Origin of the sequence: Cellulomonas biazotea (assembly GCF_004306155.1) — a bacterium.
Classification (GTDB): Bacteria; Actinomycetota; Actinomycetes; order Actinomycetales; family Cellulomonadaceae; genus Cellulomonas; species Cellulomonas biazotea.
On the sequence record NZ_BIMR01000006.1, the window covers coordinates 1 to 16,452 of the forward strand.

Annotated in this window: 19 protein-coding genes; 9 read left to right on the forward strand and 10 right to left on the reverse strand. The window is 74.4% G+C overall.

Annotated features, from left to right (window positions below; translation table 11 throughout):
• Positions 1-108 precede the first annotated feature (108 nt).
• Positions 109-459 (reverse strand): iron-sulfur cluster insertion protein ErpA, encoded by a 351-nt coding sequence (erpA, locus tag CBZ_RS00310; protein ID WP_130779633.1) that lies wholly within the window; start codon positions 457-459, stop codon positions 109-111.
• Between the two features lie 142 nt (positions 460-601).
• Positions 602-1,792, reverse strand: a complete 1,191-nt coding sequence (locus CBZ_RS00315) for a glycerate kinase family protein (protein ID WP_130779634.1) — start codon at positions 1,790-1,792, stop codon at positions 602-604.
• A gap of 103 nt (positions 1,793-1,895) precedes the next feature.
• Between CBZ_RS00315 and nadA the strand changes: the two genes are divergently transcribed.
• Genes nadA through CBZ_RS00330 form a run of 3 tightly spaced genes read left to right on the forward strand, consistent with a single transcriptional unit; the run spans position 1,896 to position 4,280 of the window.
• Positions 1,896-3,098 carry a quinolinate synthase NadA gene (nadA, locus tag CBZ_RS00320; protein WP_130779635.1) on the forward strand — a complete coding sequence of 401 codons (1,203 nt, stop codon included), beginning with the start codon at positions 1,896-1,898 and terminating at the stop codon, positions 3,096-3,098.
• 5 nt (positions 3,099-3,103) lie between these two features.
• On the forward strand, positions 3,104-3,703 hold the full coding sequence (locus tag CBZ_RS00325) for a DJ-1/PfpI family protein (RefSeq protein ID WP_130779636.1): 600 nt from the start codon (positions 3,104-3,106) through the stop codon (positions 3,701-3,703).
• Between the two features lie 43 nt (positions 3,704-3,746).
• Positions 3,747-4,280 (forward strand): acyl-CoA thioesterase, encoded by a 534-nt coding sequence (locus CBZ_RS00330; RefSeq protein ID WP_130779637.1) that lies wholly within the window; start codon positions 3,747-3,749, stop codon positions 4,278-4,280.
• A 54-nt stretch (positions 4,281-4,334) separates the two neighbouring features.
• On the opposite strand, the gene CBZ_RS00335 is transcribed toward CBZ_RS00330, so the two are convergent.
• Positions 4,335-5,708 (reverse strand): dipeptidase, encoded by a 1,374-nt coding sequence (locus CBZ_RS00335; protein ID WP_130779650.1) that lies wholly within the window; start codon positions 5,706-5,708, stop codon positions 4,335-4,337.
• A 98-nt stretch (positions 5,709-5,806) separates the two neighbouring features.
• On the opposite strand from CBZ_RS00335, the gene CBZ_RS00340 reads away from it, so the two are divergent.
• Both CBZ_RS00340 and CBZ_RS00345 read left to right on the forward strand, forming a co-directional pair.
• Positions 5,807-6,406 (forward strand): DUF3043 domain-containing protein, encoded by a 600-nt coding sequence (locus CBZ_RS00340; RefSeq protein ID WP_130779638.1) that lies wholly within the window; start codon positions 5,807-5,809, stop codon positions 6,404-6,406.
• 60 nt (positions 6,407-6,466) lie between these two features.
• Positions 6,467-7,477 carry an aldo/keto reductase family protein gene (locus tag CBZ_RS00345; RefSeq protein ID WP_130779639.1) on the forward strand — a complete coding sequence of 337 codons (1,011 nt, stop codon included), beginning with the start codon at positions 6,467-6,469 and terminating at the stop codon, positions 7,475-7,477.
• 61 nt (positions 7,478-7,538) lie between these two features.
• Here the strand turns inward: CBZ_RS00345 and yczE are convergent, their stop codons facing one another.
• Together yczE and CBZ_RS00355 are read right to left on the reverse strand one after the other, a co-directional pair.
• Positions 7,539-8,219 (reverse strand): membrane protein YczE, encoded by a 681-nt coding sequence (gene yczE, locus CBZ_RS00350; protein ID WP_130779640.1) that lies wholly within the window; start codon positions 8,217-8,219, stop codon positions 7,539-7,541.
• The gene (locus tag CBZ_RS00355) at positions 8,216-8,395 is read right to left on the reverse strand and encodes a hypothetical protein (RefSeq protein ID WP_130779641.1); all 180 of its coding nucleotides are present in this window, start codon (positions 8,393-8,395) and stop codon (positions 8,216-8,218) included. Before CBZ_RS00355 ends, yczE begins: the two co-directional genes overlap by 4 nt.
• Positions 8,396-8,456: 61 nt before the next feature.
• On the opposite strand from CBZ_RS00355, the gene yczR reads away from it, so the two are divergent.
• A complete protein-coding gene (gene yczR, locus CBZ_RS00360) occupies positions 8,457-9,914 on the forward strand; it encodes a MocR-like transcription factor YczR (RefSeq protein ID WP_130779642.1) in 1,458 nt (485 codons plus the stop codon).
• 42 nt (positions 9,915-9,956) lie between these two features.
• Here the strand turns inward: yczR and CBZ_RS00365 are convergent, their stop codons facing one another.
• From CBZ_RS00365 to CBZ_RS00380, 4 genes are read right to left on the reverse strand one after another with little or no spacing between them, the layout of a single operon-like run.
• On the reverse strand, positions 9,957-10,169 hold the full coding sequence (locus tag CBZ_RS00365) for a hypothetical protein (protein WP_130779643.1): 213 nt from the start codon (positions 10,167-10,169) through the stop codon (positions 9,957-9,959).
• Complete coding sequence (locus CBZ_RS00370) at positions 10,169-11,242, reverse strand: quinone-dependent dihydroorotate dehydrogenase (protein ID WP_130779644.1); 1,074 nt, start codon at positions 11,240-11,242, stop codon at positions 10,169-10,171. The genes CBZ_RS00365 and CBZ_RS00370 overlap by 1 nt, the downstream gene beginning before the upstream one ends.
• A 4-nt stretch (positions 11,243-11,246) precedes the next feature.
• Complete coding sequence (locus CBZ_RS00375; protein WP_130779645.1) at positions 11,247-11,711, reverse strand: hypothetical protein; 465 nt, start codon at positions 11,709-11,711, stop codon at positions 11,247-11,249.
• Entirely contained in the window at positions 11,708-12,067 is a 360-nt protein-coding gene (locus CBZ_RS00380; protein ID WP_130779646.1) for a hypothetical protein, read from the reverse strand. Before CBZ_RS00380 ends, CBZ_RS00375 begins: the two co-directional genes overlap by 4 nt.
• Positions 12,068-12,156: 89 nt before the next feature.
• Here CBZ_RS00380 and CBZ_RS00385 point away from each other — a divergent pair, with 89 nt between their 5' ends.
• Positions 12,157-13,641 carry a leucyl aminopeptidase gene (locus CBZ_RS00385; RefSeq protein ID WP_130779647.1) on the forward strand — a complete coding sequence of 495 codons (1,485 nt, stop codon included), beginning with the start codon at positions 12,157-12,159 and terminating at the stop codon, positions 13,639-13,641.
• 21 nt (positions 13,642-13,662) lie between these two features.
• Here CBZ_RS00385 and CBZ_RS00390 read toward each other — a convergent pair whose 3' ends face one another.
• The gene (locus CBZ_RS00390) at positions 13,663-14,001 is read right to left on the reverse strand and encodes an oxidoreductase (protein ID WP_130779648.1); all 339 of its coding nucleotides are present in this window, start codon (positions 13,999-14,001) and stop codon (positions 13,663-13,665) included.
• Positions 14,002-14,196: 195 nt separating this feature from the next.
• On the opposite strand from CBZ_RS00390, the gene lpdA reads away from it, so the two are divergent.
• Together lpdA and CBZ_RS00400 are read left to right on the forward strand one after the other, a co-directional pair.
• Positions 14,197-15,582 carry a dihydrolipoyl dehydrogenase gene (lpdA, locus tag CBZ_RS00395; protein ID WP_130779649.1) on the forward strand — a complete coding sequence of 462 codons (1,386 nt, stop codon included), beginning with the start codon at positions 14,197-14,199 and terminating at the stop codon, positions 15,580-15,582.
• Between the two features lie 30 nt (positions 15,583-15,612).
• Positions 15,613-16,452 (forward strand): biotin/lipoyl-containing protein (locus CBZ_RS00400; RefSeq protein WP_307720736.1); only part of this gene is annotated, 840 nt, incomplete at its 3' end.

Below are 16,452 nucleotides of genomic sequence, written 5' to 3' on the forward strand. Positions count from 1 at the left end.
GGCGGGGCGGGGCGGCGGCGGGACGCCATCGCAGAACGTCTACCGCGGTTCGGACGCACGAGGGCCCGGCACCGTCACCGGTGCCGGGCCCTCGTCACGGGCTGGGCGTCAGCTGAAGGAGCCACCGCACGCGCAGGCGCTGCCGGCGTTCGGGTTGTCGATCGTGAAGCCCTGCTTCTCGATCGTGTCGGCGAAGTCGATCGTCGCGCCCTCGAGGTACGGCACGCTCATGCGGTCGACGACGACCTCGACGCCGTCGTAGTCGCGCGTCACGTCGCCGTCGAGCAGGCGCTCGTCGAAGTACAGCTGGTAGATGAGGCCCGAGCAGCCGCCGGGCTGGACGGCGACGCGCAGACGCAGGTCGTCGCGGCCCTCCTGCTCGAGCAGGCTGCGGACCTTGCCCGCCGCCACGTCCGTGAGCAGGACGCCGTGCGTCGAGGTCTGCGTGGTCTCGCTCATCGTCTCTCCTGGTGCCGGGGAACTCACGTCGTCGATGCGCAACACCGGCGCGTGCGTGGTTGTTCCCGACCAGGGTACGACGGTGCGGGCGGGGCGTCGTCCACGCCTGGCGGCACGTCGCGGGGCGACGCGAGCGGCTCGGTCAGCGCGACCAGGTCCGCGCGACGCGCTCCGCCCGGGCGCGCAGGGTCGTCACGGGGTCGGCGAGCGCCGCACGGACCTCGTCGGGCGTCTCCCCGACGGCGTAGGCGGCGGTGATCCCGGCGGCGGACAGCTCGCGTCGGCCGACCTGCACCTCGCCCGCGACGACGACGGTCGGGATGCCGTGCCGGAGCGCGCGCTCGGCGACCTCGGCGGCGACCTTGCCGTGCAGGCTCTGCCAGTCGAGCCGCCCCTCGCCCGTGACGACGACGTCGCTCGCGGCGAGGCGCGCGTCGAGGCCGACGTGGTCGGCGACGAACGACGCCCCGGGCACGACGCGGGCGCCGAGCAGGGCGAGCCCGAACCCGAGCCCCCCGGCGGCGCCCGCGCCGGGTGCACCGGTGAGGCGGCTCGCGGCGGACGTCGGTCGTGCGCCCGCGAGCAGGTCAGGACGCAGGTCGTCCGCGAGCGCGGTCGTCGCGGCGTGCGCGAAAGCACCGAGCGCCCGCTCGAGGTCCTGCGCCTGCTCGGGCGTGGCGCCCTTCTGCGCGGCGAACCCGGCGCTCGCGCCCGTGAGCCCGAGCAGCGGCACGTCGACGTCGACGGCGACGACGAGCTCGACGTCGCGCCAGCGCGCCCGCAGCGCCCGCAGGCCGGTGAGGTCGGCGGCCGTGACGGCACCGAGCGGGCCGCCGCCCTGGTCGAGCAGCCCGGGCAGGACGTCGAGCCCGGCGGCGACGAGCATGCCGGCGCCCGCGTCGTTCGTGGCGGACCCCCCGAGCCCGACGACCACGCGGCGGGCGCCGAGGTCGCGGGCCGCGACGAGGAGGTCGCCGACCCCGCGGCTCGACGTCCGCGTCGGGTCGCGGTGCTCGACCGGGACGAGCGGGAGCCCGACCGCGTGCGCCGACTCGACGTACGCCGTCCGGCCCGTCGGCCCGTCGACGACGAGCAGGACCGCGGGTGCCGGTGCGCCGAGAGGACCCGTGACGGTCACGGGCACGGTCTCGCCGCCGAGCGCGGCGTGCAGGGTGTCGACGAAGCCGGGGCCGCCGTCGGCGAGCGGGCACTCGGTCACGTCGTCGCCGGGCGCCGCGAGCCGCCAGCCGGCGGCGACGGTGGCGGCGACCTCGCGGGCCGTCAGGACGGAGCCGAAGGTGTCGGGGGCGACGAGGACACGCACGCGACGCATCGTGGCACGTCGCGGACCGGTCGTCGGGTACGCACACGGTGCCGCGGGCTGCGCGGTCGGACGTCCCAGCGGCGCGCGAGCGCCCGTGTGCGAGGATTCTGGCGTGACGCTGACGACGAGTGCGCCCTCCTTCGCGGAGCCCGCCCCCTCGGCCCTGCTGCTGCTCGGCCGCGGGGTGGACCTCGCCTCCGAGCGTGGCGTGGAGTGCGTCGGGGACCTCCCCGCGCCGAGCGACCCGGACCTCGTGGAGCGGGCCCGTGCGGCCCGCGCGGCGCTCGGCGACCGGGCGTTCGTGCTCGGTCACCACTACCAGCGTGACGAGGTCATCGCGTTCGCCGACGTCACGGGCGACTCGTTCAAGCTCGCGCGCGAGGCGGCGGCCCGCCCCGACGCGGAGTTCGTCATCTTCTGCGGCGTGCACTTCATGGCCGAGTCGGCCGACATCCTCACGTCCGACGCCCAGCAGGTGGTCCTGCCGGACCTCGCCGCGGGCTGCTCGATGGCGGACATGGCGGCGATCGACCAGGTCGAGGACGCGTGGGACGTGCTCGTCGACGCGGGCGTCGCGGACGACACCGTGCCCGTCACGTACATGAACTCGACGGCGGCCATCAAGGCGTTCACGGGCCGTCACGGCGGCACGGTCTGCACGTCGTCGAACGCGCACGTCGCCCTGCGCTGGGCGTTCGACAAGGTCGGCGGCGTCGGCGGCACCGGCAAGGTGCTGTTCATGCCCGACCAGCACCTCGGTCGCAACACCGCGGTCCTGCAGCTCGGCCTGTCGCTCGACGACTGCGTGGTGTTCGACCCGCGCAAGCCGGGCGGCGGGCTGACGACGCAGCAGCTCAAGGACGCCCGGATGATCCTGTGGCGCGGGCACTGCTCGGTGCACGGCCGCTTCTCCGCGCGCAACGTCGAGGACATCCGCGCCGCGGCTCCCGGCGTGACCGTGCTCGTGCACCCCGAGTGCAAGCACGAGGTCGTCACCGCGGCGGACATGGTGGGCTCGACGGAGTACATCATCAAGGCGCTCGACGCGGCCGAGCCGGGCTCGACGTGGGCGATCGGCACCGAGCTCAACCTCGTGCGCCGCCTGGCCGCCGCGCACCCGGACAAGAAGGTCCACTACCTGGACTCGACGGTCTGCTTCTGCTCCACGATGAACCGGATCGACCTGCCCCACCTCGTGTGGGCGATGGAGTCGCTCGTCACGGGGCGCGTGCCGAATCGGATCGTGGTCGACGCCGACGACGCGTACTGGGCGCGGGTCGCGCTCGACCAGATGCTGGCGCTGCCGGGCTACTGAGTCCCGTGAGCACCGGCCACCACCTGCGGATCGGCATCTTCGTCTTCGACGGTGCCGAGGAGCTCGACGTCGTGGGGCCGTTCGAGGTGCTGTCGGCGTGGGCCGCGCACTCGCCGCTGCACCCCGAGGTCGTGACGTTCTCGACCGACGGCGCGGGCGTGCGGTGCGCCAAGGGCCTGCGCCTGGTGCCGGACACGTCGGCCGACGAGGTCGGTGCGCTGCACGTGCTCGTCTACCCGGGCGGTCACGGGACGCGGGCCCTCGCGGCGGACTCGGAACACCTGGAGTGGCTGCGGGGCGTGCGTGCCGAGACGCCGCTCGTGACGAGCGTGTGCACGGGCGCCCTGGTGCTCGCGGCGGCGGGTCTGCTGGCGGGCCGTCCTGCGACGACGTACTGGTCGGCCTTCGACGAGCTCGCGGCGTTCGACCCGAGCGTCCTGGCGGACACCGAGGCACGGTTCGTCGACGACGGCGACGTCGTGACGTCGGCGGGAGTGTCGGCGGGGATCGACATGGCGTTGCACCTGGTCGCGCGGCTGGAGTCCCCCGACGCGGCCCGCGGGGTGCGTCGCGGCATCCAGTACGACCCGGATCCCCCGTACTGACACGACCCGGCGGGCATTTGCTACTCGTGAGTAACATCGCGCCGTGACCCGGACGCTGCAGCTCGCCTACGCCTCGTTCCGCCCCCGACGGGCCGTGCCCGGCCAGACGGTGCTCTCGCCGTCGGTCACGTCGATGCGCGTGCACCTCGGCGACATCGACCTGTACCGGCACGTCAACAACGGCGTCTACCTCCAGTACATGGACATCGGTCGCGCCAACTACATCGCCGACCTGGCCGGGTACACCCTGCTCAACCAGCGCGGCTGGTACCCCGTCGTGGCGGCGTCGACAGTGAAGTACCGCCGGTCGCTCACCCTGGGCCAGCGGTTCACCCAGACGACCCGCGTCCTCGGCTGGGACGAGCGGGTCGTCTACATGGAGCAGGTGTTCGAGCGCGGGGGCGACCACATCGCCCGCGGCATCGTCGCCGGCCGCTTCCTCGCGCGGGACGGCCGGCGGATCCCGGCTCCCGACGTCGTCCGCCTGCTCACCGGCGACGCCGTCGAGTCCCCAGACCTGCCGTCCGACGTCGCCACGTGGGCCTCCGCGGTCGACGTGGCGCACCGGTCGGCCTGACCGGCCGACGCGTCGCACGACCGCGCCGACCGGCGCCGACGACGTCGGGCGGCGTCAGGCGGTGGCCCCGGCCGCCCCGGCGGCACCGGCCAGGTGCTCCAGCAGCAGCGCCTCGGCCAGCACGACCTTCTCGAGCTCGCCCAGGTGCACCGACTCGTTGGCGCCGTGCGCTCGGCTGTCCGGGTCCTCGACGCCCGTGACGAGGATCTGCGCCTGCGGGTAGACCTCGAGCAGGTCGGCGATGAACGGGATCGACCCGCCGATGCCGAGGTCGACCGGGTCGGTCCCCCACGCCTCCCCGAACGCCTGCCGCGCGGCCTGCATCGCGGGCGAGTCGGCGGGCGCGAGGAACGGGCGGCCCTGCTCGCCGTCGACGACGGTGACGCGCGCGCCGAAAGGCGCGTGGCCCTCGAGGTGGCGGCGCAGGGCGGCCATCGCCTCGGCCGGGTCCTGGCCGGGGGCGATGCGGACGGAGAGCTTGGCGGTGGCGCGCGGCGTGATCGTGTTGGACGCGGTGGCGACGGCCGGGGCGTCGAACCCGATGACCGCGATCGCGGGTCGCGTCCACATGCGCGCCGTGATCGGGCCCGTGCCCGCGAGCCCGACGCCGTCGAGGACGCCCGCGTCGACGCGCAGCTGCGCCTCGTCGAGGTCGACGACCGGGTCGGGAGCGGTGACGAGACCCTCGACGGCGACGTCGCCCGCGTCGTCGTGCAGCGTCGCGACGAGGCGCGCGAGGAGCGTCACGGCGTCGAGGACCGGGCCGCCGTACATGCCGGAGTGCACCGCGTGCGACAGGACCTCGACCTCGACGGTGCAGTCGACGAGCCCGCGCAGCGACGTGGTGAGCCCGGGGACGCCCACGGACCAGTTCGAGGAGTCCGCGACGACGATGACGTCGGCCGCGAGGCGGTCGCGGTGCGCGTGCAGGAAGTCGGCGAACGTCGGCGACCCGATCTCCTCCTCGCCCTCGACGAACACCGTGACGCCGACGCCGAGGTCGTCGCCCAGGACGCGCAGCGCACCGACGTGCGCGACGACGCCCGCCTTGTCGTCCGCGGCACCCCGGCCGAAGAGGCGGCCGCCTCGCTCGGTGGGCTCGAACGGCGACGTCTCCCACGCGGCGGCGTCGCCGGGCGGCTGCACGTCGTGGTGCGCGTAGAGCAGGACCGTCGGCGCACCGGGTGCGGCGGGCCGACGGGCCACCACGGCGGGGGCGCCGGTGCGGCCGTCGGCCGTCGTCACGGTGAGGATCTCGACGTCGTCGAGTCCCGTGCCACGCAGCAGGTCGGCGACGGCGGCGGCGCTCTGCGCGACGTGCGCCTGGTCGAACGCGCTGTTCGAGACGCTCGGGATACGGACCAGCGCCTCCAGGTCGGCCCGGATGCCGGGGAACGCGGCGGCGGTCCGCGCGCGGAGCTCGTCCAGGCGGGCGGCCGCGGCGGCGGCGTCGAGGGAGGTGGGCGAGCTGTCCGTGGAGCGGTGGTCGGTCACGGTCTGCCACCGTACTCGACTACCCTGGAGGGGTGTTCGGACGCAGCAAGGAGCCCCTGTCGGTGACCCCCGCCCTCGCCGAGCCGGCGGGCGCCCCCGAGTCCCCGTCGGGCAAGGGACGCCCCACGCCGAAGCGCAAGGAGGCCGAGGCGGCGAACAAGCGTCCGCTCGTGCCGACGGACCGCAAGGGTGCAGCGAAGGCGGCGCGGCAGGCGCAGCGCGAGCAGCGTGACCGCGAGTACAAGGCCATGCAGACCGGCGACGAGCGCTTCATGCCCGCCAAGGACCGTGGCCCGGTCCGCCGGTTCGTCCGGGACTGGGTGGACGCCCGCTGGAGCCTCGGCGAGCTGTTCCTCCCCGTCGCCCTGGTCGCCCTCGTCGCGCAGTTCGCCCTCGCGCAGATGGCCCCGCTGTTCGCGTTCTACGCGATCGTCGTCCTCTACCTGTACGTGCTCGCCGCGGTCGTCGACGGGTGGCTGCTGTGGCGCGGCCTCAAGCGCCGCATCATCGAGAAGTTCGGCCCGAACGCCGTGATCAAGGGCACGGCGATGTACGCGGTGCTGCGCGCGTTCCAGATCCGCCCGTCGCGCATGCCGAAGCCGCAGGTCAAGCACGGCCAGAAGCCGTCCTGACGTCGGCCGCAGGCCTCGTGTGACGGCGGGCGGCGCTGCCCCGCGACGTAGGGTTCTGGCATGGTCAACTACCGCCACCTGGGCCGTTCCGGCCTGAAGATCACCGAGATCACCTACGGCAACTGGCTCACGCACGGCTCGCAGGTCGAGAACGACACCGCGACCGCGTGCGTGCGCGCCGCGCTCGACGCGGGCATCACGACGTTCGACACCGCCGACGTGTACGCGAACACCGCGGCGGAGACGGTGCTGGGCGAGGCGCTCAAGGGTGAGCGGCGCCAGTCGCTGGAGATCTTCACGAAGGTCTACTGGCCGACGGGCCCGCAGGGCGCGAACGACTCGGGCCTCTCGCGCAAGCACATCCTCGAGTCGGTCGACGGCTCGCTGCAGCGCCTGCAGACCGACTACGTCGACCTGTACCAGGCGCACCGCTACGACCACGCCACGCCGCTCGAGGAGACGATGCAGGCGTTCGCCGACGTCGTGCGCCAGGGCAAGGCGCTGTACATCGGCGTGAGCGAGTGGACGGCGGACCAGATCCGCGCCGGGCAGGAGCTCGCGACCGACCTGGGCTTCCGGCTCATCTCGAACCAGCCGCAGTACTCGATGCTGTGGCGCGTCATCGAGGGCGAGGTCGTCCCGACGTCGCAGGAGCTCGGGCTCTCGCAGATCGTGTGGTCGCCGGTCGCGCAGGGCGTGCTCACAGGCAAGTACCAGCCGGGCCAGCCGGCACCCGCCGGGTCGCGCGGCACCGACGAGAAGGGCGGCGCGCGGATGATCGGGCGCTTCCTCGAGCAGCAGGACACGCTCGCGCGCGTCCAGGAGCTGCGACCCGTGGCCGACGAGCTGGGCCTGTCGATGGCACAGCTCGCCGTGGCCTGGGTGCTGCAGAACCCGAACGTGGCGTCGGCGATCATCGGCGCGTCGCGTCCCGAGCAGGTCGCGGAGAACGTCAAGGCGTCGGGCGTCACCATCCCGGCCGAGCTCCTGGCGCGCATCGACACGATCCTCGGCGACTCGGTCGTGACCGACCCGGCGGAGACCGCGAAGTCGTCGCCCGCCTCGCGCTGACGACCGTCACGCACGCCGTCCCGGTGCCCCGTCCCCGTCGCGGGGCGGGGCACCGGGCGTCTCAGGCGACGGGAGCGGGTTCGGGTCGCGGTGCGTCCGCGGTCCGGGGAGCCTGCTCGGGCACGGCGAGCAGCCGGAGGAAGACCTGCGCGAGCGGTCCGACCGCGAGCGCGTACGCGAGCGTCGCCCAGCCGACGGTCCCGCCGAGCACCCACCCGGCCGACACGACGACGACCTCGATGCTCGTCCGCACGAGCCGGACGGACCGGCCGGTCCGGGCGACGAGGCCCGTCATGAGCCCGTCGCGCGGGCCGGGTCCGAGCCGAGCGCCGACGTACAGGCCGGTCGCGAGACCGTTGAGGACGATGCCGAGGACGGCGAGGCCGACGGCGGCGGGCAGCGGCAGGGGTGACGGCAGCCAGTCGAGCGCCGCGAGCACGGGGTCGACGAGGAAGCCGATGACGAGCACGTTGGCGACCGTGCCGATGCCGGGGCGCTGACGCAGCGGCCACCAGCAGAGCAGGACGACGACGCTCGTCGCGAGCGTGACGGTGCCGAACGACAGGCCGGTCCGGTGGGCGAGGCCCTGCGTGAGGACGTCCCACGGCATGCTGCCCTGCCCGGCGTGCACGACGAGCGCGATGGACACGGCGTAGAGGGTCACGCCGCCGAGGAGCTGGGCACCACGCCGGACGGAGCGCCGGGCGGTGGTGCGGGCACGCGTGCCCGCGTTCGCCGTCACAGGCCGATCCGGACGTCGAGGGCGCTGCCGGCGGCCCAGTGGGGCGCGTCCGCGGGCGGCGGGCGGTGCCCCCAGCCGTCGCGTCGGACCGTGCGGGCCACGGCGACGACGAGGGCGGCGAGCGCACCCAGACCGATCACACCCCACACGACGGCGATGCCGAGCCAGTTCGTCATGGCCCTATCGTCATCGCTCAATGGCTATCTAATCCATAGCCACTTGTGCCAAGGTGGCCTCATGAGCGTGAGCGACCTTCCGACCGACCGGCGCGTCGCCGGCACCCGGCTCGCGCGCCTCCTCGGCGCCTGGCAGCACGGCGGGCCCGCGTACGCCGCGCTCGCCGACGCGCTACGCGCCACCGTCCTGTCGGGGACCCTGCCCCTCAGCACCCGCCTGCCGGGCGAGCGTGAGCTCGCCGAGGCCCTCGGCGTCTCCCGCACCACCGCGACGGCCGCGTACGGCCTCCTGCGCGACGAGGGCTACCTCGTGAGCCGGCGCGGCAGCGGCACCGTCACCACCCTGCCGAGCGGCCCCGGCGCGCGGACCCAGATGCCGGTCCCCACCGGCAGCGACGACACGGTCGCCGACCTCTCCGTCGCGGCCCCCTCCGCGCCGTCCGCGCTGCACGGCGCCTACCTCGCCGCGCTCGACGCTCTCCCCCGCCACCTCGCGGGCACTGGCTACGCGCCTCTCGGTCTGCCCGTGCTGCGCGCCGCGATCGCGCGCTGGTACGACGAGCGCGGCACGCCCACGTCGCCCGACCAGATCCTCGTGACCACCGGCGCGCAGGAGGCCATCCACCTGCTCGTCGCCGCCCACGCCGGACCCGGTGACCGCGTCGTCGTCGAGCAGCCGACCTACCCGCACGCCATGGACGTCGTCCGTGCTGCCGGCGCACGGCCGGTCCCCGTGCCGTGCGGGCCCGACGGGCTCGACGTCGACCTGCTCGAGTCGACGATCCGCCAGGTCGCGCCTCGCGTGGTCTACCTCATCCCCGACCACCGCAACCCCACCGGCACGAGCCTGACCCCGGAGCAGCGCGCACGCGTCCGCGCCCTGGCGCGCCGGCACCGCACGACGATCGTCGGCGACGAGGTCCTTCGCGAGCTGACGATCGAAGGGCCGGCCCCGGAGTCGTTCGCCGGCGACGGGACGTCGTCCGGGCTGGTCGTGTCGATCGGCTCGGCCTCGAAGTCCTTCTGGGGCGGCCTGCGCGTCGGCTGGGTCCGTGCGCACCCCGACCTCGTCGCCCGCCTCGCGTCCCTGCGGACCCACGTCGACATCGGCACCCCGCCGATGGAGCAGCTCGTCGTCACCGAGCTCCTCGCGGGCGCCGGGGACGTCCTCGCATCGCGCCGCCAGGTCCTGCGCGAGCGCCGCGACCTGCTCGTCGGCCTGCTGCACGAGCACCTGCCCACGTGGGACGTGCCCGTGCCCGCCGGAGGGCTGTCGCTCTGGGTCGACCTCGGGGCACCCGTGTCGTCCGCGCTCGCCGCGACGTCCGTGCGGCACGGCGTCCGGATCGTGCCGGGCCCGGCCTTCGGCGTCGACGGCGGGCTCGAGGACCACCTGCGCGTCCCGTTCGCGGAGTCGCCCGACGTGCTCCGCCGCGGCGTGCAGGGCCTCGCCGCCGCCTGGCAGGACCTCGGCGCGGCCACGTGGGAGCCCGTGCCGACGTACCGCGCCGTCGTCTGAGCGCGGCCGAGCCTCAGGTCAGGGGCAGCGCGAGGGTCGGGCTCAGATCGCGGGCAGCGCGAGGGTCGGCGTCGCCTGCACGCCCTCGTGCACGAGGCGCGCCTGGTGCACGCCCTGGGCTGCGAGAGCCCGCCACGTCTCGCCCAGCCACTGCTCGGCGTCGAACTGCGTCGTGAACACCGGGCTCACCGGGCGCTCGAGCGACGCCCCGTCGGCGCCGTCGAACTGCCACTCCCACTGCGGGCGCACGACCATCACACCGCCGCCGACGCCTGCGTCGAGCCGGTCGACCCGCGCCGGCTCGCGTCCGCCGCGAGCGCGCGCGAGATCCGCGACGCCCAGCCCGGGCCCTCGTAGATGAAGCCCGTGTAGCCCTGGACCAGCGTCGCGCCGACCGCCAGGTACTCGCGCGCGTCGGCGGGCGTGCTCACGCCACCGACCCCGATGATGACGACCTCGTCGCCGAGACGATCCCGCAGGCGCGCGACGACGTCGAGGCCGCGCGCGAGGACGGGCGGTCCGGACAGGCCGCCCGGGCCGAGGTCGTGCGCGACCGTCGTGTTGACGGCGACCACGCCGTCGAGGCCCAGCTCGGCGACGAGCTCAGCGACCGCGTCGACGTCGTCGTCGGACAGGTCGGGGGCGATCTTCACCAGGAGCGGGACCGTCGCGCGGCCCGCGGCGGCCGTCGCCTCGTCGGCGGCGACCCGCGTCGCCTCGAGGATCGGGCGCAGCGACTCGACGGCCTGCAGGTCGCGCAGGCCTGGCGTGTTGGGCGACGACACGTTGACGACCAGGTAGTCGGCGTACGGCGCGAGACGGCCCGCGCTGGTCGCGTAGTCGGCGGGCGCCTGGTCCGCGGGCGTCACCTTCGTCTTGCCGATGTTGACGCCGACGACGAGCCGGCGGCCCGCAGGCGTCGCCCGCAGGCGGCGCAGCCGGGACGCGACCGCGGCGGAGCCCTCGTTGTTGAAGCCCATCCGGTTGCGCAGCGCGCGCTCCTCGACGAGGCGCCACAGCCGGGGCCGCTCGTTGCCGGGCTGGGGGTGCGCGGTCACCGTGCCGACCTCGACGAAGCCGAACCCGAGCATCGTCAGCCCTGCGACCCCGACGGCGTTCTTGTCGAACCCGGCCGCCAGCCCGAAGGCGGACGGGAACGTCCGGTCCCAGACGCGGACGGCGCCAGACCGTGCGGGCGCGAAGACGCGCCCCACGACGTCGCGCAGCACCGGCACGCGGGCGACACCGCGGATCAGGCCGAACGCCAGCTCGTGCGCCCGCTCGGGGTCGACGCGGCGGAACACGAGGTCGAACAGGAGCCGGTACACGGCTTCACCCTAGGGGCTGGCGCGGCGACGGGTCGGCGGAGTCCGCGTCCGCCGTCGTGCCCCGTCCGGTCCGCCACAGCCACCACAGCCCGACGACCGGCAGGACGAGCGGGACGTAGCCGTACCCCTGCCCGAACGCCGACCACACCGTCTCGTCGGGGAAGTCGCCGACGTCGACGAGCGACAGCACGCCGACCGTGAGGACGCCCACCAGCTCGACCGTCACGGTGACCCACGCGAGCGCGCGACGGCCCGTGGCGAGGGCGAACGTCGCGACCGCGTAGACGAGGCCCGCCGCGAGGGACAGCAGGTACGCGACGGGGGCCTCGTCGAGCTTCGTGGCGACCTGGTAGACGCCGCGCGTCGTCGCGGCCAGGGCGAGCACGCCGTACACGGCGACGACGAGGCGTCCCGGGCCGGTGCCCGTCGGGCGCGGTCGGCGGGTGGCGGTCGGGCGGACGTCGGTCACACGGAACCCCAGATCTGCAGCAGGCGGTACTCGAGGAACGCGACCGTGAGCGCCGCGACGAGCAGGACGACCGAGCTCCAGCGGGTGCGTTCGGCGAACGCCCACGCGGCGGCGAGCGGCAGGACGATCGCCTGCGTCACGACGTAGCCCCAGAACAGGGCGGCGTCGACGTCGGGCGACCCCGTGAGGGCCAGCACGCCCGCGAGGAGCGCCTGCACGACGAGCAGCCCTTCGACGACGGCGGCACCCCAGAGCTGGCGGAGCACGACGGCCCGGTCGCGCGCGACGAACCACCCGGCCCAGCCGGCGAGGGCGACGCAGAGCGCGACGACGAGCAGGGCGAGGGGCACGATCACGGTCCCCCACCGTACCGGCGCGGCGCGGACTCCCCGCGCGCCGCCCGGGTCCCGCGGCACGGCCGGGGCGACGAACTACGATCGAGCGCGTGACCGTCTCGCTGACCTCTGCCGACCCTGCCCGTCTCGCCGTCGACGCGGTCGTCGTCGGCGTCGCCCAGAAGGACGGCGCGCCGTCCCTGCTCGGCGCCGCCTGGCTGCCGAAGGACCTGCGGACCGCGCTCACGCGCGACGCCGCCGCGCTCGGTGTGACCGGCGCCCCCGACGAGGTGCGCCGCGTGCCCGGGACCGGCACGAAGGCCGCCGTCGTCGTCCTCGTGGGCGTCGGCGCCGCGGACGCCCTCAGCCCCGAGACCCTGCGCCGCGCCGCCGGGGCCGCGACCCGCGAGCTCGCCGGGACCACGTCGGTGGCCCTGACCCTGCCCGCCGAGGACGTCGAGAGCCTCGCCGCCGTGACCGAGGGCGCACTGCTCGGCGCCTACGCGTTCACCCGGTACCGCGGCTCGGCCGCGGGCGCGAAGGCCGCCGTCCAGGACGTCCAGGTCGTCACGTCGCTCGGGCGGTCCCGTGCCGCGAAGGACGCCGTCGCGCGGGCCGAGGTCGTCGCCGCCGCGGTGCACGCGACGCGCGACCTGGTGAACGCGGCGCCGAACGACCTGTACCCCGAGGCGTTCGCCGACGCCGCGAGGGCCGCGGTCAAGGAGTCGGGCGCGAAGGGCCTCAAGGTGTCGGTCCTCGACGAGAAGGCGCTCGCCTCGGGCGGCTACGGCGGGCTCGTCGGCGTCGGCCAGGGCTCGGCCCGCGGTCCCCGCCTCGTCCGCGTCGCGTACAGCCCGTCGCGCCCCAAGGCCACCGTCGCGCTCGTGGGCAAGGGCATCACGTTCGACTCGGGCGGCATCTCGATCAAGCCCGCCGCGGGCATGGAGGCCATGAAGTCCGACATGGCCGGCGCGGCCGCGGTGCTGCACACGGTCGTCGCCGCCGCGCGCCTCGGCCTGCCCGTCGCCGTGACCGGCTGGCTCTGCCTCGCCGAGAACATGCCGTCCGGCACCGCGCAGCGGCCGTCCGACGTCATCACGATCCGCGGCGGCAAGACCGTCGAGGTCCTCAACACCGACGCCGAGGGCCGGCTCGTCATGGCCGACGGCCTGGTCGCCGCGACCGAGGAGAAGCCCGACGTCGTCCTCGACATCGCCACGCTCACGGGAGCCCAGCTGGTCGCGCTCGGGCACCGCGTGTCCGCCGTCATGGGCGCCGACGACGTCCGCGGCGAGGTCGTCGCCGCAGCGCACACCGCGGGCGAGCAGTTCTGGCCCATGCCGCTGCCCGCCGACCTCAAGGCCGGGCTCAAGTCGAAGGTCGCGGACCTCGCGAACATCGGCGACCGCTTCGGCGGGATGCTCACCGCCGGGATCTTCCTGCAGGAGTTCGTCGGGTCGACGCCGTGGGCGCACCTCGACATCGCCGGGCCCGCGTTCAACGAGAAGGCCGCGCACGGCTACACGCCGGTCGGCGGCACCGGGGTGGGCGTGCGGACGCTGCTCGCGCTGGTCGAGGGCCGCGCAGGCGCCTGACGGGACGGACCGGGGCTCGCGTCAGACCGAGCGGCGCTGCCGCGCGATGCGCTGACGCGAGTTCCAGTCCCGCACGCGCTGCGGGTAGCCGGTGCGCTGGACGTCGTACACCGGGATGCCGAGGTCGCGCGCGAGGTCCCAGGCCACCTTCGGGTCGGGGACCCGCCGGCGCGTCCACTCGCCGTCGGTCGCGACCAGCATGACGGTCGTCTGGGTGACGTTCGTGACGGGCTCGACGTAGGCCTCGACGCCGACCCGGGTCGCCACGAAGTCGCGCAGGTGGGCGAGCGTCGCGTCCCGCGCGGACCGGTCGGTCGGCGCAGGGTCGGACGTGCGGCGGCGTCGGCGGAACCAGGCCATGACCGCGAGGGTAGCGAGGACACCTGGACGTCCGCTGGGAGCCCGTCGTGAGGGACCCCGCCGAGGACAGTCATGGGACGACTGTTCCGAGCGTCACACGACCGGTCCGCCCGCCGAGGTCGTTCGTACCTTGACGGGATGACAAGATGGTCGGCGAGCTTCGAGACCCACACGCCTGCGCATAGGAGTCTGCACGTGGCCGACACGACCGGCACCGCTTTCGACATCGTCGTCCTGGGAGCGGGGAGCGGTGGCTACGCCGCTGCCCTGCGCGCCGCCCAGCTCGGGAAGAACGTCGCCCTGATCGAGGCCGACAAGGTGGGCGGCACGTGCCTCCACAACGGCTGCATCCCCACCAAGGCGCTCCTGCACGCCGCCGAGCTCGCGGACAACGCGCGCGACGGCGCCCACTTCGGCGTGCACAGCACGCTCGAGCGCATCGACATGGCGGGCGTCAACCAGTACAAGGACACCGTGATCGGCGGCCTCTACAAGGGCCTGCAGGGACTCATCAAGTCCCGCAAGATCACCGTCGTCGAGGGCCACGGCAAGCTCGTCGGCCCGAACGCCGTCCAGGTCGGCGACACGACCTACACGGGTGAGCACATCGTCCTCGCGACGGGCTCCTACGCCCGCTCGCTGCCCGGCCTCGACATCGGCGGCCGCGTCATCACGTCCGACCAGGCCCTCACGCTCGACTGGGTCCCGAAGTCCGCGATCATCCTCGGCGGCGGCGTCATCGGCTCCGAGTTCGCGAGCGTCTGGAAGTCCTTCGGCGCCGACGTCACCATCATCGAGGCGCTCCCCCACCTCGTCCCCAACGAGGACGTCGCCCTCTCCAAGGCCTTCGAGCGCCAGTTCCGCAAGCGCGGCATCGCGTTCAACCTCGGCGTCCGCTTCCAGGGCGTCACCCAGGACGACAACGGCGTGCACGTCTCGCTCGAGGACGGCAAGACGTTCGACGCCGACGTGCTGCTCGTGGCCGTCGGCCGCGGCCCGCGCACCTCGGGCGTCGGCTACGAGGACCAGGGCATCACGCTCGACCGCGGCTTCGTCATCACCGACGAGAAGCTGCACACCGGCGTCGCGAACATCTGGGCCGTCGGCGACATCGTCCCCGGCCTGCAGCTCGCGCACCGCGGCTTCGCGCAGGGCATCTTCGTCGCCGAGCAGATCGCGGGCCTCAACCCGCAGCCGATCGTCGAGTCGGGCATCCCCCGCGTGACGTACTCGCACCCCGAGGTCGCCTCGGTCGGACTCACCGAGGCCGCCGCCAAGGAGGTCCACGGCGAGGACGCCGTCGAGATCCTCGAGTACAACCTCGCCGGCAACGGCAAGAGCAAGATCCTCGACACCCAGGGCTTCATCAAGCTCGTGCGGAAGAAGGACGGCCCGGTCGTCGGCGTGCACATGATCGGCGACCGCGTGGGCGAGCTCATCGGCGAGGGCCAGCTCATCGTCAACTGGGAGGCGTACCCGGAGGACGTGGCGTCCCTCATCCACGCGCACCCGACGCAGAACGAGGCGCTCGGCGAGGCCCACCTGGCACTCGCCGGCAAGCCGCTGCACGCCCACAACTGACCCCCACGATCGAAGGAGACACGAGCGGTCATGTCCGACAACGTGCAGCTTCCTGCTCTCGGTGAGTCCGTCACCGAGGGCACCGTCACCCGCTGGCTGAAGAACGTGGGCGACCGCGTGGAGGTCGACGAGCCCCTGCTCGAGATCTCGACCGACAAGGTCGACACCGAGATCCCGTCGCCGTTCGCCGGCGTGCTCGAGCAGATCCTCGTCCAGGAGGACGAGACCGTCGAGGTCGGCGCGACCCTCGCCGTCATCGGCTCGGGTGAGGGCTCGGGCGGGAGCGACGCCGCCCCCGCCGAGCAGCCCGCGGAGCAGGCCCAGGAGGCCCCCGCCGAGCAGGCTCCGGCCGAGCAGGCTCCGGCCGAGCAGGCTCCGGCCGAGCAGGCACCCGCCGAGGAGCCCGCCGCCGAGCAGCAGCCGACGCAGTCCGCCGAGGAGCACGAGCAGGCCGCTCCCGCGGCGGAGCAGCCCGCCGCCGGCGGCCAGAGCGGCGAGGAGGTCACGCTCCCCGCGCTCGGCGAGTCCGTCACCGAGGGCACCGTCACGCGCTGGCTCAAGGCCGTCGGCGACAGCGTCGAGGTCGACGAGCCGCTGCTCGAGATCTCCACCGACAAGGTCGACACCGAGATCCCGTCGCCCGTCGCCGGCACCGTCCAGCAGATCCTCGTCCAGGAGGACGAGACGGTCGAGGTCGGCGCGGTCCTCGCGATCGTGGGCAGCGGTGCCGCCCCGGCCGCCGCGCCGTCCGCGCCCGCGCAGGAGGCCCCGGCGCAGGAGCAGGCTCCCGCACAGGAGGCTCCCGCCCCGCAGCCCGCGCCCGGGCCCGCACCGGCGCAGGAGTCGGCGACGCCGGCCCCCGTCCCGGCC